This window comes from Amycolatopsis panacis (genome assembly GCF_003600245.1).
In the GTDB taxonomy this organism is placed as follows: domain Bacteria; phylum Actinomycetota; class Actinomycetes; order Mycobacteriales; family Pseudonocardiaceae; genus Amycolatopsis; species Amycolatopsis sulphurea.
This window is the reverse complement of sequence record NZ_QZFV01000122.1, coordinates 1-17,794: the sequence shown is the minus strand read 5'-3', so window position 1 is coordinate 17,794 and position 17,794 is coordinate 1. Positions and strand designations below refer to the sequence as shown.

General features: G+C 71.3%; 20 protein-coding genes. 11 read left to right on the top strand and 9 right to left on the bottom strand.

The window, feature by feature from the left end:
• The first annotated feature begins 51 nt into the window (after nt 1-51).
• Together D5S19_RS26570 and D5S19_RS26565 are read left to right on the top strand one after the other, a co-directional pair.
• On the top strand, nt 52-933 hold the full coding sequence (locus D5S19_RS26570; RefSeq protein ID WP_120026120.1) for an AAA family ATPase: 882 nt from the start codon (nt 52-54) through the stop codon (nt 931-933).
• Nucleotides 930-2,294: a vWA domain-containing protein gene (locus tag D5S19_RS26565; protein WP_120026119.1), complete on the top strand. Its 1,365-nt coding sequence runs from the start codon at nt 930-932 to the stop codon at nt 2,292-2,294. The genes D5S19_RS26570 and D5S19_RS26565 overlap by 4 nt, the downstream gene beginning before the upstream one ends.
• Here D5S19_RS26565 and D5S19_RS26560 read toward each other — a convergent pair.
• The gene (locus tag D5S19_RS26560) at nt 2,272-2,562 is read right to left on the bottom strand and encodes a hypothetical protein (RefSeq protein ID WP_147397516.1); all 291 of its coding nucleotides are present in this window, start codon (nt 2,560-2,562) and stop codon (nt 2,272-2,274) included. The two genes, D5S19_RS26565 and D5S19_RS26560, sit on opposite strands and share 23 nt — an antisense overlap.
• On the opposite strand from D5S19_RS26560, the gene D5S19_RS26555 reads away from it, so the two are divergent.
• Nucleotides 2,549-2,749, top strand: coding sequence for an antitoxin (locus D5S19_RS26555; RefSeq protein WP_120026117.1), 201 nt, complete (start codon nt 2,549-2,551; stop codon nt 2,747-2,749). The two genes, D5S19_RS26560 and D5S19_RS26555, sit on opposite strands and share 14 nt — an antisense overlap.
• Before the next feature lie 251 nt (nt 2,750-3,000).
• Here the strand turns inward: D5S19_RS26555 and recQ are convergent, their stop codons facing one another.
• Nucleotides 3,001-4,842 (bottom strand): DNA helicase RecQ, encoded by a 1,842-nt coding sequence (gene recQ, locus D5S19_RS26550; protein WP_120026116.1) that lies wholly within the window; start codon nt 4,840-4,842, stop codon nt 3,001-3,003.
• A gap of 519 nt (nt 4,843-5,361) precedes the next feature.
• On the opposite strand from recQ, the gene D5S19_RS26545 reads away from it, so the two are divergent.
• Nucleotides 5,362-5,796, top strand: coding sequence for a DUF6314 family protein (locus D5S19_RS26545; RefSeq protein WP_233574185.1), 435 nt, complete (start codon nt 5,362-5,364; stop codon nt 5,794-5,796).
• 7 nt (nt 5,797-5,803) lie between these two features.
• Here D5S19_RS26545 and D5S19_RS32160 read toward each other — a convergent pair whose 3' ends face one another.
• A complete protein-coding gene (locus D5S19_RS32160) occupies nt 5,804-5,953 on the bottom strand; it encodes a hypothetical protein (RefSeq protein ID WP_158605651.1) in 150 nt (49 codons plus the stop codon).
• A 270-nt stretch (nt 5,954-6,223) separates the two neighbouring features.
• On the opposite strand from D5S19_RS32160, the gene D5S19_RS26540 reads away from it, so the two are divergent.
• Nucleotides 6,224-6,730 (top strand): mycothiol transferase, encoded by a 507-nt coding sequence (locus D5S19_RS26540; RefSeq protein ID WP_120026114.1) that lies wholly within the window; start codon nt 6,224-6,226, stop codon nt 6,728-6,730.
• A 208-nt stretch (nt 6,731-6,938) separates the two neighbouring features.
• On the opposite strand, the gene D5S19_RS26535 is transcribed toward D5S19_RS26540, so the two are convergent.
• The 3 genes from D5S19_RS26535 to D5S19_RS26525 are packed head-to-tail and all read right to left on the bottom strand — an operon-like array spanning nt 6,939 to nt 9,537.
• Nucleotides 6,939-7,442 carry a hypothetical protein gene (locus tag D5S19_RS26535; RefSeq protein WP_120026113.1) on the bottom strand — a complete coding sequence of 168 codons (504 nt, stop codon included), beginning with the start codon at nt 7,440-7,442 and terminating at the stop codon, nt 6,939-6,941.
• Nucleotides 7,439-8,797 carry a sensor histidine kinase gene (locus D5S19_RS26530; RefSeq protein WP_120026130.1) on the bottom strand — a complete coding sequence of 453 codons (1,359 nt, stop codon included), beginning with the start codon at nt 8,795-8,797 and terminating at the stop codon, nt 7,439-7,441. The genes D5S19_RS26535 and D5S19_RS26530 overlap by 4 nt, the downstream gene beginning before the upstream one ends.
• Nucleotides 8,798-8,850: 53 nt before the next feature.
• Complete coding sequence (locus D5S19_RS26525) at nt 8,851-9,537, bottom strand: response regulator transcription factor (protein ID WP_120026129.1); 687 nt, start codon at nt 9,535-9,537, stop codon at nt 8,851-8,853.
• A gap of 111 nt (nt 9,538-9,648) precedes the next feature.
• Between D5S19_RS26525 and D5S19_RS26520 the strand changes: the two genes are divergently transcribed.
• Nucleotides 9,649-10,578, top strand: coding sequence for a phosphatase PAP2 family protein (locus tag D5S19_RS26520; RefSeq protein ID WP_233574184.1), 930 nt, complete (start codon nt 9,649-9,651; stop codon nt 10,576-10,578).
• Nucleotides 10,579-10,659: 81 nt separating this feature from the next.
• On the opposite strand, the gene D5S19_RS26515 is transcribed toward D5S19_RS26520, so the two are convergent.
• Complete coding sequence (locus tag D5S19_RS26515) at nt 10,660-11,634, bottom strand: pirin family protein (RefSeq protein ID WP_120026128.1); 975 nt, start codon at nt 11,632-11,634, stop codon at nt 10,660-10,662.
• A 46-nt stretch (nt 11,635-11,680) separates the two neighbouring features.
• Between D5S19_RS26515 and D5S19_RS26510 the strand changes: the two genes are divergently transcribed.
• The gene (locus D5S19_RS26510; protein ID WP_147397515.1) at nt 11,681-11,941 is read left to right on the top strand and encodes a hypothetical protein; all 261 of its coding nucleotides are present in this window, start codon (nt 11,681-11,683) and stop codon (nt 11,939-11,941) included.
• A gap of 64 nt (nt 11,942-12,005) precedes the next feature.
• Complete coding sequence (locus D5S19_RS26505; protein WP_120026110.1) at nt 12,006-12,905, top strand: hypothetical protein; 900 nt, start codon at nt 12,006-12,008, stop codon at nt 12,903-12,905.
• Nucleotides 12,906-12,915: 10 nt separating this feature from the next.
• Here D5S19_RS26505 and D5S19_RS32155 read toward each other — a convergent pair whose 3' ends face one another.
• Nucleotides 12,916-13,092: a hypothetical protein gene (locus D5S19_RS32155; RefSeq protein WP_158605650.1), complete on the bottom strand. Its 177-nt coding sequence runs from the start codon at nt 13,090-13,092 to the stop codon at nt 12,916-12,918.
• 431 nt (nt 13,093-13,523) lie between these two features.
• On the bottom strand, nt 13,524-14,819 hold the full coding sequence (locus D5S19_RS26495; protein WP_120026109.1) for an aspartate aminotransferase family protein: 1,296 nt from the start codon (nt 14,817-14,819) through the stop codon (nt 13,524-13,526).
• An 84-nt stretch (nt 14,820-14,903) separates the two neighbouring features.
• Here D5S19_RS26495 and D5S19_RS26490 point away from each other — a divergent pair, with 84 nt between their 5' ends.
• The 3 genes from D5S19_RS26490 to D5S19_RS32150 all read left to right on the top strand — a co-directional run bounded on the left by D5S19_RS26490 (nt 14,904) and on the right by D5S19_RS32150 (nt 17,591).
• Nucleotides 14,904-15,833 carry a LysR family transcriptional regulator gene (locus D5S19_RS26490; RefSeq protein WP_120026108.1) on the top strand — a complete coding sequence of 310 codons (930 nt, stop codon included), beginning with the start codon at nt 14,904-14,906 and terminating at the stop codon, nt 15,831-15,833.
• 301 nt (nt 15,834-16,134) lie between these two features.
• Nucleotides 16,135-17,403: an alpha/beta fold hydrolase gene (locus D5S19_RS26485; RefSeq protein ID WP_158605649.1), complete on the top strand. Its 1,269-nt coding sequence runs from the start codon at nt 16,135-16,137 to the stop codon at nt 17,401-17,403.
• Nucleotides 17,404-17,417: 14 nt separating this feature from the next.
• Entirely contained in the window at nt 17,418-17,591 is a 174-nt protein-coding gene (locus D5S19_RS32150) for an alpha/beta hydrolase (RefSeq protein WP_158605648.1), read from the top strand.
• Nucleotides 17,592-17,794: the final 203 nt, after the last annotated feature.

The following is a 17,794-nucleotide window of genomic DNA, read 5'->3' as shown; positions in this document are numbered from 1 at the left end:
TCTACCGGCCAGTACAGTCGGGGTGACGCCGTATGCCGTGGGAGGTCGCAGGTGGGTACCGGGTTCTTCGCCGAGGTCGACGACGTTTCGGCGCGGCTGGCCGGCGCGGGGTATCTCGCGTCGAAAGCGGTGGCGACCACCGTTTTCCTGGCCGACCGGCTGGGCAAGCCGCTGCTGGTCGAGGGGCCGGCCGGGGTGGGCAAGACCGAGCTGGCCAAGGCGGTCGCCCAGGTCAGCGGCTCGCGGCTGGTGCGGTTGCAGTGCTACGAGGGGATCGACGAGGCCCGCGCACTGTACGAGTGGAACCACGCCAAGCAGCTGCTGCGGATCACCGCCGGCCGCGACGAGAGCTGGGAAGACGCGCGCACGGACATCTTCGGCGAGGAGTTCCTGCTGCGCCGCCCGCTGCTGACCGCGATCTCCGGCACGGAGCCGACCGTGCTGCTGGTCGACGAGACGGACAAGGCCGACGTGGAGGTCGAGGGCCTGCTGCTGGAGGTGCTCGGCGATTTCCAGGTCACCGTGCCGGAGCTGGGCACGATCACCGCGACGCGGACTCCGTTCGTGGTGCTCACCTCCAACGCCACCCGAGAGCTGTCCGAGGCGTTGCGGCGGCGATGCCTGTTCCTGCACATCGATTTCCCGGACGAGGAGACCGAACGGGCGATCGTGCGGCTGAAGGTGCCCGGGATCGAGGACGCGCTGGCCGATTCGGTGGTCCGGGTCGTGGCCGCGCTGCGGGCGATGGATCTGCGGAAGCTTCCCTCCGTCGCGGAAACAGTGGACTGGGCGCGCACTCTGCTCGAACTCGGCGCGGGTTCGCTGGGCGAGCAGGTCGTGCGCGATAGCCTCGGCGTGTTGCTCAAACACCGGGAAGACCTCGCGAAAGCCGGTGCCGGCCTCGATCTCGATCGGGTGCTGGACGCGTCGTGACCGTCATCGGCCGGCTCACCGGGTTCGTGCGCGCGTTGCGGGCCCACGGCGTCGCGGCCGGGCCGAGTGAGACGGCGGATGCCGCGGCTGCCTTGGCAGTACTGGGTTTCGAGGACCGCGAGCTGGTGCGCGAGGGGCTCGCGGCCGCGCTCGTGCGACGCGGCGGGCAACGCTCGGTGTTCGACGCGGTGTTCGACCTCTACTTCCCCGTCGGGGTCGGAGTGCCCGAGCTGGCGCGCGAAGATCCACCGCGTGACCGTGAGCAGCTGCGGGACGCGCTCGCGGCGGCGCTGGCCGAAGGCGACGAACAGGCGCTCGCCCAGCTGGCCGGGCTCGCGGTGGACCAGCTCGGCCAGTACGGCTCGCCGAACGGGGCGGGCGGTGGGTTTTCCGCGCACCAGACGCTGGATCGGCTGCAGCCACAGACGTTGATCGTGCGCGTGCTCGAAGCGATGCGCGCCGGTGGTTTCGGCGAAGGCGAGTTCACCGACCGGCTCGCCCGTGACGAAGTGCGCCGCCGGGTCGAGGATTTCCGCGGCCGGGTGCGGACCGAGGCACGGCGCCGCGCGGCCGAGGTCCGCGGGCGCGAACGGATCGCGCAGCACGCGATCGCCCCCGCCGCCGACCGGGTGGACTTCCTGATGGCCAGCCGGGCCCAGCTGGGTGAACTGCGCCGGACGATCCAGCCGTTGTCCCGCAAGCTCGCCACGCGGCTGTCCGCCCGCCGCAAACGCGCCATCCGTGGGCAGATCGACCTGCGGCGCACCCTGCGGCGATCGTTGTCCACCGGCGGGGTTCCGCTGCGCCCGGCCTACCGGCACCGGCGGCCCGGACGGCCGGAAATCGTGCTGCTGTGCGATCTTTCCGGTTCGGTGGCCGGGTTCGCGAACTTCACCATGCTGCTCGTGCAGGCGTTGCGGGACCAGTTCTCGAAGGTCCGCGTGTTCGCCTTCGTGGACAGCACCGACGAGGTCACCCACCTCGTTGACGCCGGCGCGGCCGACCCGGAACGGCTCGGCGCACGCATCCTCGGCGAGGCGGCCGTGGTCCGCTGGGACGGGCGCAGCGACTACGGCGGCGCACTCCGGCAGTTCACCGAGGAATGGCTCGACGCCGTCGGCCCGCGCACCTCGGTGCTCATCCTGGGCGACGCACGGACGAACGGGGGAGACCCGAACCTGGCCGCCGTCCGCGCGATCCGCGACCGGGCGCGGCACGTCCATTGGCTCAATCCGGAACGGCAGGCGCTCTGGTCCACCGGCGATTCCGCAGCGCTGGACTACGCCGGTCTCGTGCCGATGCACGAATGCCGCACGGTGCAGCAGCTCAGCGGGCTGGTCACGCGGCTGCTCCCGGGCTGAGCCACTCGCGAATTTCCTTGTGCAGCTTCGTTTTCACGGCTTCAGGCGCGAACGAGGCGGTGACCGCGGCGGCGGCCGGCCGGGCGAGCAGCCGGTCGTCGAACCCGAAAATCTCCCGTGCCCGGCGGATCCTGCCTTTTGCGTGCCCGTTGTGTCGCGGGTTTTCTTTCACCCGATGGCGCTCCTGGTTGCGGGAACTCAGGCGCCGCGCTCTGCGTTGGACAGGGTGAAGCCACGAGCGCAGGAGGACCTCCATGGCGATGATCAAACGACTGACCGTACTGGCCGGGGCCGCGAGCGCGGTGAGTTCCTACGTGCGGCGGAACCCGGAGAAGGTCAACCAGGCCGTCGGGAAGGCGGCGCACTTCGTCGACGAGAAGACGAAGGGGCGTTACCACACGCAGATCTCCGGTGCGGTGCGGAAGGTTTCGGACGTGACTCGCTCCGGACGGTGAGCCCGGGGGAGGCGTGGGTCGGGTTCGGTGTTCGGCTCCGGTACTTGGCTCCGGTACTTGGCTCCGGTACTTGGCTCCGGTACTTGGCTCCGGTACTTGGCTCCGGTACTTGGCTCCGGTACTTGGCTCCGGCTCTGCCCGGTTCCTGACGTCTTCGGTTCCGGGCACTTCGGCTTCCGGCGCCTCCGGCGTTCGCCCGCTCCCGTCCCGGGGCAGGAGTCACCCACTCCTGTCCCGGGAATTCGCCGGACTCACTCGGCGGCCAGCGTGGCGAGCACTCCCTCCCCGTACTTCGCCAGCTTGTTCTCGCCGACGCCGTTGACCGTGCCCAGTTCCGACAGGGAGCCGGGGCGTTCGGTGGCGATCTGGCGGAGCGTGGCGTCGTGGAAGATCACGTAGGCGGGGACGCCCTGTTCCTTCGCGGTGGCGGCACGCCAGGAGCGCAGGCGTTCGAACACGGGGGCCGCTTCGGCCGGGAGTTCGGCGGCGGGGGCGCCGCGGCGTGAGGTTCGAGGGGCGCGGGCTGCGCGTTCGGGTTCGCGGCGCAGCATGACCTGCTGCGAACCGTTCAGCACGGCGGTGGAGCCCTCCGTGAGCACCAGCGAGCCGTAATCGCCTTCCACCGCCAGCAGGTTGCCGGCCAGCAGCTGGCGCACCACCGCCCGCCACTCGGGCTCGCGCAGTTCGGTGCCGACGCCGAACACCTTGAGCTCGTCGTGGCGGAACTGGGTGACCTTCGGCGTCGTCTTGCCGAGCAGGATGTCGATGATCTGGCCGGCCCCGAACTTCTGCCGCCGCTCGTTGCGGAGACGGACCACAGTGGACAGTAACTTTTGCGCGGCCACGGTGCCGTCCCAGCTTTCCGGCGGGGTCTGGCAGGTGTCGCAGTTGCCGCACGGCTGGGCAGACTGGCCGAAGTAGGCCAGGACTTGCTGCCGCCGGCAGGTGACCGTCTCGCACAGCGCCAGCATCGCGTTGAGGTGCCCGGCCAGCTGCCGCCGGTGTGCCTCGTCGCCCTCGGAGCTGTCGATCATCTTGCGTTGCTGCACGACGTCCTGCAGCCCGTAGGCCAGCCAGGCGGTCGAGGGCTGCCCGTCGCGGCCCGCGCGGCCGGTCTCCTGGTAGTAGCCCTCCACGGACTTGGGCAGGTCCAGGTGCGCCACGAACCGGACGTCCGGCTTGTCGATGCCCATGCCGAACGCGATCGTGGCCACCACCACGAGCCCGTCCTCGCGCAGGAACCGGGATTGGTTGGCGGCGCGGGTCGCCTTGTCCAGTCCGGCGTGGTAGGGCAGCGCGGTGATTCCGTTCTGTACCAGGAAATCCGCGGTCTTCTCCACCGACGCCCTGGACAGGCAGTAGACGATTCCGGCGTCTCCGGGGTGTTCGGTGCGCAACAGGTCCAGCAGCTGCTTCTGCGGGGAGTTCTTCGGCACGATCCGGTACTGGATGTTCGGCCGGTCGAAGCTCGCCACGAAATGGCGGGCCTGATCCAGGCCGAGGCGGGTGGAGATCTCCCGGTGGGTGGCCTCGGTCGCGGTGGCGGTGAGCGCGATCCGCGGTACGTCGGGCCAGCGCTCGTGCAGCGAGGAGAGCATCAGGTAATCGGGTCGGAAGTCGTGGCCCCACTGGGAAACGCAGTGCGCCTCGTCGATCGCGAACAGGGCGATCTTCCCGCGGTCCAGCAGTCGCGCGGTGGCCTCCACTGACAACCGCTCCGGCGCGAGGTAGAGCAGATCCAGCTCTCCCGCGACGAACGCCGCCTCGACCTCCTGCCGCTGCGCGAAATCCTGGGTGGAGTTGAGGAACCCGGCGCGCACGCCGACGTTGCGCAGCGCGTCGACCTGGTCCTGCATCAGCGCGATTAGCGGGGAGACGACCACCCCCGTGCCGGGCCGCACGAGCGCGGGAATCTGGTAGCACAGCGACTTCCCCCCGCCGGTCGGCATGAGCACGAGCGCGTCGCCGCCCGCGACCACATGCTCGACGATCTCCTCCTGATCGCCGCGGAACGAGTCGTACCCGAACACGCGGTGCAGGGTTTCGAGAGCAGGGGAACGGGTGGCCGGCGCGGCCAGGTCGGGGTGTGCCACCCGGCCGATTCTAGGCCGGAAGACCACCCGCGAGCACCGCACCCACCGCATTCGGCACGAACGTCGCGGTCACACTGCGCCTCCGCAGGGCGAATGGCGGACGAGGGTTGCAGAGAGTGAGCGACACGCCGGGGCGGTGGTGTGGGGACGGTGTCCGGTGGGGTTGGCGGGTGGGGTGAACGGCCCGTTCGCATCGGGGTGGGGTGACGGGGGCGGGTGTCGGTTGTGGTGAGGCGTCGTGGGGTGCAGGGTGGTGGGGTGCAGGGCGGTGGGTGGACGGATGAGTGGTGGCGGAGGGGCTGAGGCGGTGAGGGGCTGCGGTGAGAGGAGGCCGGGTTCAGGTGTGGGGGACCAGGGTGTGGGAGGTGTTGGAGGGTGCGGTGCGCGGCAGTGGGGCCGAACGGGAGATCATCGGCCCGTGGCACGGCGGCGATGGTGTCGGCCGGACGTCGCGCAGCGCTCCCGGGGTCCGGAAGGCGCGGTGGCCGGGGATCGCCGGGGATGGCGCACAATGGCGTCGTGGCTTTCCCGATCACCGATCTCGCCGGGTACTTCTCCGGGGCGTGGCTGCTCGATCGGGGGATCGCCGGGGTGGGTGGGGAGGAGCTGGGGCAGGCCGAGGGGCGGGCGACTTTCGCGCTTGAGGGTGCGGTGCTCGTCTACCACGAGGTGGGACAGTTGCGGCTTGGGGCGCACAACGGACCGTTCAGCCGCACCTTGCGCTACCGGATCACCGGGTGCGGCCGGGCCGCGGTGTACTTCGATCACGGCGGGTTCTTCCACGAAATCGACCTGACCACCGGGGAGTGGGTGGCGGGGCATCCGTGCCAGGCGGACTTCTACCGGGGCAGCTACCACTTGCACGATCGGCGGGGCTGGCGGCAGGAATGGACGGTTCGGGGGCCGGCGAAGGATCACGTGATCACCAGCCGGTTCACCCGGGAGGACGGCTGAGGGGTGCTCAGCGCCGCCGGTTGCGCACGATCACCAGCAGCACCACGAGCGCCGACACCGCGCAGGCCACCACGATGACGGTGCCCGCCCAGCCGGGGATCGGGATGCCCGCGACGTCGCCGAAGCCGGGCATCAGGCGGTGCGTGCCGGTCTCCACGGGGCCGCTCCCTTCGCCGGGCGTGCGCTGCCGACGATACCCGATCGCGCGCGGACAGCCGGTGCGGCGAGGGGGATGATCGGGGCAGGCCAACCCCAAAAGCAAGGTCAACCCCGAAGAACAAGCCGACCCCGAGGGCAGGCCACCCGAGGAGCAGGCCAACCCCTGAGGACCAGGCCAACCCGAAGAACAAGCCAACCCGAGGACCAGGCCGACCCCGAGGGCAGGCCAACCCCGAGGAACAGGGCCGAACGCGAGGAGGAACGCGGCATGGACGTGGCGGGAGTGTTCACGGACGGATTCGCCCGGATCCGGGAGGTCGTGCACGAGGCGGTCGACGGGCTCCCCGCCGAACTGCTCCTCGCCCGCCCGGGCCCGGACGCCAACTCGATCTCCTGGCTGATCTGGCACCTCACCCGGGTACAGGACGACCATGTCGCCGGCGTCGCGGACACCCGGCAGCTCTGGACCGCGCAGGACTGGCACCACCGCTTCGGCCTGCCATTCCCGGCCGCGGACATCGGGTACGGGCACCGCAGCGAGGACGTCGCCGCGGTCCGGATCGGCGACCCGGAGTTGCTGCTCGGCTACTACGACGCGGTGCACGAGCACACCACGGGCTGGCTCGCGGGACTCACCGCGGCGGACCTCGACCGCGTGGTGGACGAGCACTGGGACCCGCCGGTGACCCTCGGAGTGCGGCTGATCAGCGTGCTCTCGGACGATCTGCAGCATGCCGGGCAGGCCGCCTACCTGCGGGGGCTACTGGGTGGCTGAAAGGCTGCCGGCCGGGCGGTCGCGCGTTCCAGTGGATCCGGAAGCGGGCTGTGGCAATCGGGAACGCAGCCCCGGTCCGCTCTTCCAGTGGCAGTGTCCATTTTCGACTGTCAGGGTGTTCTCGTTGCAGCGCAATGGTTTCGAGGGGAGAGACTTGTTCGGGTAGTGCTTCAGGTACGCCCATCGGCGTGGGCAGACGGTCGAGTGGTCAAGACGTCCCGCAGGTGATGGTGGTGGAACCGTCGGTGGAGACCACACGGACACCGTCGGTCCCGGGTGAGTCGCCGGCGGCGGACAGTGCGGCCACGGTGGTGCACGCGATCTGGTTGAGGCCGCTGGAGGGGATCACCTTCATCGGGTACGGCAGAGTCACCACAACCGGGTTGGCGGCGGTGTTCACCGAGGCCGGCGCGGCGTTCACCGGCAGCGCCGAGTAGTAGCCCTGCGCCGATTCAGCCGCGTCGGGGCCGCGGAACAGCGCGGTCAGCGCCCCGCTGGGGGTGACCACATCGGACTGGTCCCGGGTGACCGGGGCGAGCTGGCCATCGAAACGGAAGTACAGCGTGAGCTGGGTGCTGCCGTGGCCGGAATCGTAGGCGGCCGGGGCGTCCCCGGCAGGAATCACGTCGGTCGGCTGGACTCCGCAGGCGGTGGCCGACAGGCCGGTCACCGCGCCGGCCAAGGCGAGCACGATCGCGGTGGCGCGGTTCATCGGGCCTCCGGTGGGGTGCGGGGCAGCCGGAGCGTGAAGCGTGCTCCGTCGCCGGTATTGGCGGCTTCGAGTTCGCCTCCGTGCAGGCGGGCGTTTTCGCGGGCGATGGCCAGGCCGAGGCCGCTGCCCTCGGACCGGGCGCGTGCCGTGTCCGCCTTGGTGAACCGGTCGAACACGTGTGGCAACACGGCTTCCGGGATACCCGGGCCGTGGTCGAGGACGGTCAGAGTGACCGTCGTGTCGTCCGCCTCCAGCCGGACGATGACCGGTGGCGCGCCGTGCCGCAGGGCGTTGCCCACGAGGTTGGCCACCACCAGGTCCAGCCGGCGCGGGTCGAACGTGGCGGCGATGCCCTCGGGCAGCTCGGTCTCGATCCCGTCGCCGTCCGCCCAGCCCCGCGCGGCCATGCTGGCGCGGACGGCCAGCGCCACATCCGCTTCCTCGGTCCGCAACTCCGCGCGGCGGGCGTCGAATCGGGAGATCTCGACGAGATCCTGCACGAGCCGGGTGAGGCGGCGCGTTTCGGCCGACACCAGCCGCGCCGCGACCGCGGTGTCTTCGGGCAGCTGCTCGGCATCCTCGTCGAGCACGTCGGTGACGGCGTTCATCGCGGCCAGCGGGGTGCGCAGCTCGTGTGACACGTCGGCGACGAACCGGCGCGCCTCCGCTTCCATTGTCCGCAGCGTGCCGACCGTGCGTTCCAGCTCGGCGGCGGTGCTGTTGAAGGTGGTCACCAGGTCGGCCAGCTCGCCCGAACCCTTTGCGGGCAGCCGCACGTCGAGCTGCCCGCGACCGAGCTTGCGGGCGGCGGTGTTCAGCGCGCGCACCGGCCGCAGCACCTGGCTGGCGGCCACCAGCGCGAGCGCCACCGCGATCGGCAGCGCGAGCGCGGCGGTCTGCCACGCCCGCGTGGCCAGCTGCCCGATCGCGGCCTCCTGCTGAGCCAGCGACAGCCGCTGGTAGACCTCGACGCCGGTGTGCTGGGTGGAGCCGTCCCTGGCCGTCCGCATCACCGGCATGCCGATCACCAGCTGCGGGGTGCCGTCCGCGACGACACGCTGGAACTGGATCCTGCTGGCGCGGGCGACCTGGTCCCGCAGCTCGGGGGTGAGAGAGCGCGGATCGAGGCCGGAGCTTTCGCTCTGGTCCCGGTACACCACCAGGCCGACGCCTTTGAGGTTGTCGGCCAGGCGCTTGAGCTGGTGCTGGTCCGGGGGGAAGGTCATCTGCGGGAGATAGGTGGTGACCTGGTCGCGCAGGCGGATCATCGCCGGGTCCTGCGCGGCGGCCAGGATCGTGTTGCGGGCCGAGACGTAGCTCGCTCCGGCCGCGGCGGCGGCGCCGACCAGCATCATCGCCGCGAACCACAGGACCAGCCGCGGTCGCAGCCCGGTCCGCCACCGCTTGCTCACGAGCGGCCGAACCGGTACCCGAACCCGCGTACCGTCTGCACGTGGCCGGGGCGGGCGGGCACGTCCTCGATCTTCGCTCGCAGCCGCTGCACGCAGGCGTCGACCAGCCGGGAGTCGCCGAGGTAGTCGTGGCCCCAGACCACGGTCAGCAGCTGACGGCGGCTGTGCACCTGCCCGGGGTGGCGCGAGAGTTCCAGCAGCAGCTTCAGCTCGGTCGGGGTCAGCGCGACCGGCTCGCCGTGCCGGCGCACCTGCATCCCGGCCCGGTCGATCTCCAGGTCGCCGTGCCGTTCGGCGCCGTGGTCGCCGGAGCCGTGCTCGGCGACCGCCCGGCGCAGTACAGCGCGGATCCGGGCGTCCAGCACACGTGGCTCGATCGGCTTGACCACGTAGTCGTCCGCGCCCGCTTCGAGCCCGGCGACCACGTCGAAATCGTCGCTGCGCGCGGTGAGCATGATGATCGGCACCTGGCTCAGCACCCGGATCCGGCGGCAGGTCTCGAAGCCGTCGATACCGGGCAGCATCAGGTCGAGGACCACGATCTCGGGCGGTTGCTCGCGTAGCAGGGCAACGCCGTCCTCCCCGGACGCGGCGGTGCGCACGGTGTGCTGCTGCCTGCGCAACGCCAGTTCGAGGCCCTCGCGCACAGCCGCGTCGTCTTCCACCACCAGCACTGCCGCCATCTCGATCATTATGCGGAAGGGCACCTGTCCGGACGAGCCGGGTGCGGTTTGTAGCAAAATCACGACATAGTGCAGACGAGATCCCCATGTTCGGTGGCCATGCTCGGAGGCATGGGAGTAATGATCACCGACCGGACCCCGCCGACCGTCCCGATCGATGTCCCGCCCGTGCCCACCGAGACCGCACGGCACGCGCTCGCCGCCTCGCGGCCGTGGCGCACCGCGGTGCTCGCCGCCGCCACGGCCGGGTTGGCGTTGGCCTTCCTGGTCGCCTACCTGCTGTTCGTGCAGACGCCCGCCGGGCAGCGGGCCGAGGACGGCGTGGTCCACAGTGCTCAGTCGCTCACCCGGTCCGCGGTGGACTGGGCACAGCTGCTGCGGCAGCTGGACCTGGTGGTCGTGCTGGGTGCGGCGGGGCTGGCGGTGCTGCTGCTGGCGCTGGTGCGCCGGCGGTTCGCGCTCGGGGTGACTGCGCTGGTGCTGTTCCTGCTGCCGCTGGGCCTGGCGCAGCTGCTCAAGGTTTACCTGCTCGAACGCCCGGAGGCGCTCAGCGGATCCGGCGCGCCGGGCCACAACAGCTTCCCGAGCGGGCACGTCAGCGCGGCGACCGCGGTGCTGTTCGCGCTGGCCGTGGTGCTGCCCGCGCGATATCGGACCTGGGTGTTCGCCCTCGGTGCCCCGATTGTCGCCTGGGTGGCCGCGTCGACCGTCGCGCTCGGCTGGCATCGCCTCTCGGACACCGTGGGCGGCAGCCTGCTGGTGGCCACGGTGGTGTGCGCCGGCGCGGTCCTGGTCTCGGCGCGTCGCCCGGACGGCCGGCGGATCCCGCCGCTGGCCACCGCGTTCGCGCTGCTCGGCCCGTCCGCGGTGGTGCTCGGCGGCTACGCGGTGCTCTCCTCGGGGACCTCGGATTCGGCTCAGTTCGTCGCCGCGATGGTCCTGGCCGCGTTCAGCGTCGTCGCGGTCGCCCTGCTGGCTGCATGGCCACTCCGCCGGGTCAACTTCGACCCGGCCGGCGCCCGAACCCGTCTCGCGCCCTAGGGCGCTCGCCCGGAGGCTGTGAAGGGACCCTTCACAGCCTCCGGGTCCGTGAAGGGTCCCTTCACAGCCCTTGGCCGCGGGCTAAGCGGGGTTGCCTCGGGGCTTGATTCGTACGGCGGGCAGGGTGGGGGCGGGCAGTCGTGCCGGGCCGCCGGGGTGTGCGGCGACCGCGCCGAACCGGTCCGAACCGGCCTCCCAGTCCGCGCGGAAGGCCACGATCTCCTCGTGGCTGCGAGCCAGGAAGTTCCACCACATCAGGATCTCCTCGCCGAACGGCGGGCCACCGAGCAGCAGGGCGCGGGCCGGTTCCGGGCCGGGGTTCGCGATCGTCAGCCGGGACCGGCCGGTGCCGAGGTAGCCGAGCCGGGTGCGGCTCAGCGTGGTGCCGGCGAAGGTGATCTCGCCGAGGTCGGCCAGCAGCCCGTGTTCGAAGCCGGGGTCCACGTCCAGGGTCAGCTCGGCATCCGGTTCGAGCGTCAATTCCGCGCCCAGCAACGGGGTGTACGTGCGGACCGGTGAGGTCTCGCCGGCGAGCGTGCCGAGGAAGACCCGCGCGGTGGCGCCGGGCATCGTGGTGACCGGGGGCGCGTAATGCTGGAAATCGCGCGCCGCGTCCCGGTGCTCCTCCGGCAACGCGACCCAGAGCTGGACGCCGTGCAGGGTGGTGGTCTGCGGGGTGGACACCTCTTCGTGGCAGATGCCGTGCCCGCCGGTCATCAGGTTCAGCTCGCCCGGACGGACCATCGCGTGCGAGCCGAGGCTGTCACGGTGCTCGATCTCGCCGTCGAACAGCCAGCTGACCGTCTGCAGCCCGGTGTGCGGGTGCGGGCCGACCGACATGCCGCCGTGCACCGCCGGGTCGACCGGGCCGTAGTGGTCGGCGAAGCACCAGGCGCCGATGAGGGAACGCTTGCGCTGCGGCAGCGTCCGCCGCACCGGCATCGCCCGCGGCCCGCCGAGCGGTACCGATCGTGCTTCCAGCACCTCGGCTTCGCCCGGTCCGCACGGACCGGTCCCGCAGGCGAGTTCGGCCGGTTCCGTCTCGACGTTGCTCATGCCGCCACGATAACCGGAGCCGGGGCAGTCCTCCCTGGCCTCGACGGTGAACGCGTCCTGCACCTGGCGTACCAGCGACGGATGCGCGAGCAGGCCGACCGCGGCGGTGGCGGGCAGCGTCGAGCAGGCCCGCGGCGGCGAATTCCGGGGTGCAGGCGGTGTACGCCGGATCGGCGATCGCGACGGACGGGTGCAGGGTGAGGACGCGGACGCTCACGTCGCCCAGCTCGGACCACTCCGGCGGACGGTCCGGGTCGGGCGGCGTGGCGGCGATGCCGCGCCAAATACCCAGCCGGACGGTCTTTGATCCGGTCCGGCAGTGGGTAATTCGGCCGTGTGCGCCCAGCGTCCGCGCGGGCAGGGTCGGTGGTATGACTGTGGGAAGCTACCGGGTGCGGCCGGCCGAGGTGTCCTCGATCGTGAAGAACGTGGAGGGCCTCGGCGCGTCGGCGCTGGCGGCCACGCGGGACCTGGAAAAGCTCGTGCTCGATGCGTTGTCCTTCGCCGGGATCGGCAGTGGCGTGGCGGCGGCGAGCACCGCGCTGCAGTCGAGACTGGTGTCCTCGCTGAGCGGATTCGCGGACCTGATCGGCCAGGTGAACGGCAAAGTGCAGGCCGCGGCCCAGTCCTACGCCGACGCGGACATCGCGACCGCGCAGGGCTACGGGGGTTCGCCCACCGGGGGAGGCGCTGCCGCACCGGCCGCCGCGCCCGGGCGGCTCGACGACCGCGTGGTCGATTCGATCATGCGTTCCGAGGGTGCCGGTGGTGAACAGGGCGGCGTGCCGGAGGTGTACGGCTTCCGGCAGAACATGCACAACGGCTACGACCGGATCATGGCCGCCCGGCGCCGGTACGGCGTCGGCAGCGCCGAAGAACGGGCCGTGGTGGCGGATCTGATGACCGCGAACGCGCGGCGGGCGGGGGCGCTCGAATTCACTGATCCCGGTTCGCAGGCGGCGGTCATGTCCGGCGCGCACATGCGGGGCGCGGGCGGCGTGCGGGCGATCCTCAACCACATGGCCGGCGCGGACATCGAACGCAGCGCCCGTGCACTCGACCCGGGCACCGCGCAGCAGCTGCAAAGCCTTTCCCCGGACGAGTTCCAGCAGCAGTTCCACGACGCCCGCATCGAGTACGACCGTCAGGTCTACGGCGGCACCACGACCACCCAGGGCGGCCACTCGCAGAACTGGTGGGACCGCTACGGCCACGGCCTGACCGAGCGCTACGACCGGGAGCAGCTGGAGTTCGGGCGGCTCTCCCGGTAACGCCCGCCGGTCACGGGGATTCTTCGTCCAGAGTGGACAGCTGGGTGGTCAGGTCGTCGACGAACCGGGCGAGCAGCCTGCCCAGTTCGGAGCGGTCCTGCGGGGTCCAGTCCGTCAGCGCTTCGGTGAACCAGCCGAGCAGAGACAGGCCGGAAGTCGGTTGCGGTACCGCTGTTCCGGTGGTCATCGACTGTCCACAGTGGCCGGTTTCGGGTGTGCCCGGACCTGTTCTGCTGACCGGGCGCGCACTCTTGCCGCCGGGGCGTTGCCACGGACGGGGCGGGCGAGGACGGTTGCGGGACCGGTGCGCACTCCGGAAATGACCCCCGGCCCACCCTAGGCGGAGGGTGGGCCGGGCCCGGTCGCCCACCCGCACTCCCCGCCTGCGGCACCTCACCGCGACCGACCGTGGGTCTGTGAAGGGTCCCTTCACGGACTCTGAGGCTGTGAAGGGACCCTTCACAGCTTTGAAGCGCGGGCATCGCCGACCTCGCCTCGCTGGTCGCGCTGCTCGCCTCCCCGGCGGCGGCCTCGGTGACCGGCGCCTGCTGGGACGCCAACGGCGGCCTGCATCCGCGCTGAGATACAGGCCGCCGCCGGTACGGGTCGCCGTCGGGCTCAGAGCCGGCCGGCGGCGTAGACCAGCGATTCCTCCAGGATCGCCGCCCCGCGGGAGAGTTCCTCCTCGGTCGCGGTCAGCGGCGGCGCGATCCGGAAGGTCCCACCCATCCCGGGCAGCTGCACGATGTTCATGTGCAGGCCAAGGTCGTAACAGCGGCTGGTGACCGCGGCGCCGAGCCGGTCCGCGCCGCCCGCGCCCAGCACGTCGTCGCCGACCAGTTCCATGCCCAGCAGCAGGCCGCGGCCCCGCACGTCGCCGACCAGGTCGTGGTTCGCGGCGATCTTTTCCAGCTCGGTGCGCAGATGCTGGCCCAGCTCGCGGGCCCGCACGTCCATCTTCTCGGCGACCAGCACGTCGAGCACGGTATTGCCGACCGCGGCCGGCAGCGGGTCGTTCACGTGCGTGGTGAAGAAGAGGAAACCGCGATCGTGTGCGCGCTGCTCGATCTCCGGGCTGGTCAGCACCGCGGCCAGCGGCAGCCCGGCGCCGAGGGTCTTGGACAGCGTGAGAATGTCCGGCACGACGCCCTCGTGCTCGAAGGCGTACCAGTCGCCGGTGCGGCACAGACCTGTCTGCGCCTCGTCGACGATCAGCAGCATGTCCCGCTCGTGGCACTTCTCCGCGAGCGCGGCGAGGTAGCCGGGGGGCAGTTCGATGATGCCGCCGGAGCTGAGGATCGGCTCCACCAGGCAGGCGGCGAGGCTGCCGACGGACTGCGCGTCGATCAGCTCGAAGCCGAGGTCGAGCTGACGCCGCCAGTCCAGCTCGCCGTCCGCGTCGACGATGTCCGGGTGGAAGCGGTGCGGCACGGGCAGCGCGAAGTTGCCGGGCGCGGACGGGCCGTACCCGCGCCGTCCGGCGCTGTAGGTGGCGTTCGCGGCGGCCAGCGTCATGCCGTGCCAGGACCGTGCGAACGAGACGATCTCGTACTTGCCGGTGACGAGCTTCGCCATCCGGACCGCGGCTTCGTTCGATTCCGCGCCGGTGGTCAGCAGCAGCGCCTTGGACAGCTGGGCGGGCAGCGTGCCGGCCAGCCGTCCGGCCAGTTCGACCACGGGACGGCTGAGCATGCTGCTGTGCAGGTGGTCGAGCCGGGCGGCCTGTTCGCGGACGGTGGCCACGATCGCCGGGTGCGAATGCCCGAGGATGCCGCTCATCTGGCCGGAGGTGAAGTCGAGCAGTTCCCGGCCGCTCTCGGTGTACACCATTGTGCCCTCGGCGTGGGTGATGATCTCTTCGCTGAAGCCGGCGTGGCCGGAGTAGCGGATCAGGTGCTGGTCGGGGGAGTCCATGTGATCACGGTAAGGACGGTCCGCTGCACGTGTCCATCGCACAGATCTGACTGATCTGTTCGGAAGAACCGTACAATCGGGGGCATGCTCAGTTCCTGGCGGTTGCGGCTGCTCAGCCAGCTGGAAACACTCGGCACCGTCCGCGCGGTCGCCGAGACCATGCACCTGAGCCCGTCCACGGTGTCCCAGCAACTGGCCGTGCTGGAGACCGAGACCCGGGCCCGGTTGATCGAGCGCAGCGGACGGCGGGTGCGGCTGACCCCGGCCGGGCTGCTGCTCGCGCGGCGTGGCCGGGAGATCCTGGACCAGATGGCCGACGCCGAGGCCGAGCTGCGGGCGCTGAACGACGAGCCGATCGGCACCGTCCGGCTCGGCGTGTTCCAGAGCGCGATGTTCCCGCTCGCGGTGCCCGCCGTGACCCGGCTCGCCGGCACCCATCCGCACCTGCACGTGGAGCTGATCGAATCGGAGCCGCACGAGAGCGGGGCCGCGCTGCGCGCGGGCGAGGTGGACGTGGTGGTCACCACCACCGACTATCCGGGCCAGGCCTGGGGCGCCGATCTGGAGATCATCCCGCTGGGCACCGACCCGGTGGTGCTGGTGCTGCCACCGGGACACTGGCTTGCCCGCCGCCCGACCGTGCACCTGGCGACCTGCGCGGAGGAGATCTGGGCGTCCGACCGGCCGCGCTCGTACATGGCGGAGCTGACCGAGCGGCTGTGCCGGGAGGCCGGGTTCGCGCCGCGGATCGCCTGCCGGTTCAGCAACGTCCTGATGCAGCTGCGGCACGTCGAATCGGGCCGCTCGATCGCGCTGCTGCCGGCGCTGGCGGTCGAGCCGGAACACGCGGTGGTGACCCGGGAACTGAGCATTCCGGTGCACCGCAACATCACCGTCGTGGTCCGCCGGGGCGGGACGAAACGGGCCGCGGTGAACGCCGTGGTGGCGGCGCTGCGCGACCATCCGGAGATCTCGGCACTGTCCACACCGGACGGTGATGGGGAGCAGGTGTAGTCACCTTCCGGGTGGGTCCGCTGTGGTACGGCGGAGGGCTGTGAAGGGACCCTTCACGGACCCCGAGGCTGTGAAGGTTCCCTTCACAGCCTTGCCGGCGTGGTGAACATCAGCTCCGCGGTGCCGGTCTCGGCGAGGATCGCCTGGAGCCGCGCCCGCACGGTTCCCGGGTTCGGGGGATCGGGTGCGTTCGGGCCGCAACCGTGCCGCTGAGTCCTTCTCCGGTGGCCGAGGTGCTGTGATCCTGCTTAATCAGGAGCGGCGGGTGTCCGCAGTAAGCAGTCCACTTTGGAGGGATCGAGTGAGGACAGTCGGGGCAGCACGCCTGGCCGCGACGGCCGGGGCCGTCGTCGTGGTGCTGGGCCTGGTCGCGGCACCGGCCGCGGCGACGGGTGGCGGGGTCCAGTGGTCCGACTGCCCGCCGGAGGTCAGTGCGCCGCGCGGAACCGGGTGCGCCCGGCTTGCCGTGCCGCTGGATTACGCGGATCCGTCCGGAAAGCAGCTGGACCTGCTGCTCTCCGCGGCGGGTTCGCTGGACGCACCGGAGGTGCTGGTGGTCAACCCCGGCGGGCCGGGCGAGTCCGGGATCGGCACGCCGAAGCAGGTCGTCGCCTCGATGTCGCCGGAGCTGCGCGACCGGTACCTGGTGGTCGGGTTCGACCCGCGTGGCGTGGGGGCCAGCTCGCCGGTGGACTGCGGGGACGCGCTGCTGCCCGTCCCCATGCCGCCCGACGACCCGGCGGACGCCAGGCAGGAACAGGCGCGGGTGAAGCTGGCCCGCACGATCGCCGACACCTGCGTGCGCCGAGCCGGGGATCTGGTGCGGCACATCACCACCCAGGACGCGGCGCGGGACCTGGACCGGATCCGGGCCGCGCTGGGCAAGGACCGGCTGGACTACCTCGGCTACTCCTACGGGACGAAGCTCGGCGCCACCTACGCGACGATGTTCCCCGAGCGTGCCGGGAAAATGGTGCTGGACAGCGTGGTCGACCCGACCGTCGGCGGGTACCAGCAGGGATTCGAGCAGGATCCGGTGCTGCAGCACCGTGCGGAGCAGTTCTTCGCGTGGGTGGCCAAGCATGACGCGACGTATCACCTCGGCACCACCGGCGCCCGCGTCTCGCAGTACTGGCAGGGACTCCGGGGCGACGTCACGGCGAAACCCGTCGAGGGCAAGGTGGGCGGCGCGGAGCTGGACCACATGCTGGCGTCCACAATGTACACCGACACGTCCTGGCCGACGTTGGCTTCGGCCGTTTCCCGCTACCACGCGGGCGAACCCGGCGGGCTCACCTCCGCGGCCGCGCAGCTCGCACAGTCCGGAGTGGACGGACCGCAGCTCGCGTACAACTGCGCCGACGACAAGTGGCCGGCGGACTGGGCGACATGGCACGCGGACACCACCCGGGCGGCTGCCAAAGCCCCCTTGTTCGCCTGGCTGAACACCTGGTTCTCCGCGCCCTGTGCGTTCTGGCGGGCACCGGCCGCGCCGCCGCTGAAGATCGGCTCCGGCACCGTGCCGCCGGTGCTGCTGGTGCAGGCCAAGGACGACCGGCCACCCCGCTGATCGGCGCGCAGCGGATGCAGCAGGCCGTCCGCGGCTCCCGGATGGTGCTGTCCGAGGGCGGCAACCACGGCCAGTTCCTCTTCGACGGCAACAGTTGCGTCGACCAGCCGGTGACCCGGTACCTGCTCACCGGGAAGCTGCCCGCGGCCGACGTGCGGTGCGCCGCGTCGCCCGCGCCGGACGCGTAACGGCTTGCCGCCCGCGACACCCCGGCCCGGTTTGGTCGGCCTGCGGGAAGGGCTGTGAAGGGTCCCTTCACGGACTCTGATAGGGCTTTGTTATGGGGGTAGTTCTCGTTGACAGAGGGCGCAGGCCCCGGTCCAGCATGTGAGCAGGTTCTGCAGGAGCAGGGCGACCTGTCCGAGTGTCAGGCCGGGGCCGCGTTTTTTAC

Excerpts from the sequence above, each read along its gene's own strand:
- D5S19_RS26555 (WP_120026117.1), top strand. The coding sequence starts at position 2,549 with ATGGCGATGATCAAACGACTGACCGTACTGGCCGGGGCCGCGAGCGCG.
- D5S19_RS26540 (WP_120026114.1), top strand. The coding sequence starts at position 6,224 with ATGGACGTGGCGGGAGTGTTCACGGACGGATTCGCCCGGATCCGGGAG.
- D5S19_RS26535 (WP_120026113.1), bottom strand. The coding sequence starts at position 7,442 with ATGAACCGCGCCACCGCGATCGTGCTCGCCTTGGCCGGCGCGGTGACC.
- D5S19_RS26530 (WP_120026130.1), bottom strand. The coding sequence starts at position 8,797 with ATGATGCTGGTCGGCGCCGCCGCCGCGGCCGGAGCGAGCTACGTCTCG.
- D5S19_RS26525 (WP_120026129.1), bottom strand. The coding sequence starts at position 9,537 with ATGGCGGCAGTGCTGGTGGTGGAAGACGACGCGGCTGTGCGCGAGGGC.
- D5S19_RS26520 (WP_233574184.1), top strand. The coding sequence starts at position 9,649 with ATGGGAGTAATGATCACCGACCGGACCCCGCCGACCGTCCCGATCGAT.
- D5S19_RS26515 (WP_120026128.1), bottom strand. The coding sequence starts at position 11,634 with ATGAGCAACGTCGAGACGGAACCGGCCGAACTCGCCTGCGGGACCGGT.
- D5S19_RS26505 (WP_120026110.1), top strand. The coding sequence starts at position 12,006 with ATGACTGTGGGAAGCTACCGGGTGCGGCCGGCCGAGGTGTCCTCGATC.
- D5S19_RS32155 (WP_158605650.1), bottom strand. The coding sequence starts at position 13,092 with ATGACCACCGGAACAGCGGTACCGCAACCGACTTCCGGCCTGTCTCTG.
- D5S19_RS26495 (WP_120026109.1), bottom strand. The coding sequence starts at position 14,819 with ATGGACTCCCCCGACCAGCACCTGATCCGCTACTCCGGCCACGCCGGC.
- D5S19_RS26490 (WP_120026108.1), top strand. The coding sequence starts at position 14,904 with ATGCTCAGTTCCTGGCGGTTGCGGCTGCTCAGCCAGCTGGAAACACTC.
- D5S19_RS32150 (WP_158605648.1), top strand. The coding sequence starts at position 17,418 with ATGCAGCAGGCCGTCCGCGGCTCCCGGATGGTGCTGTCCGAGGGCGGC.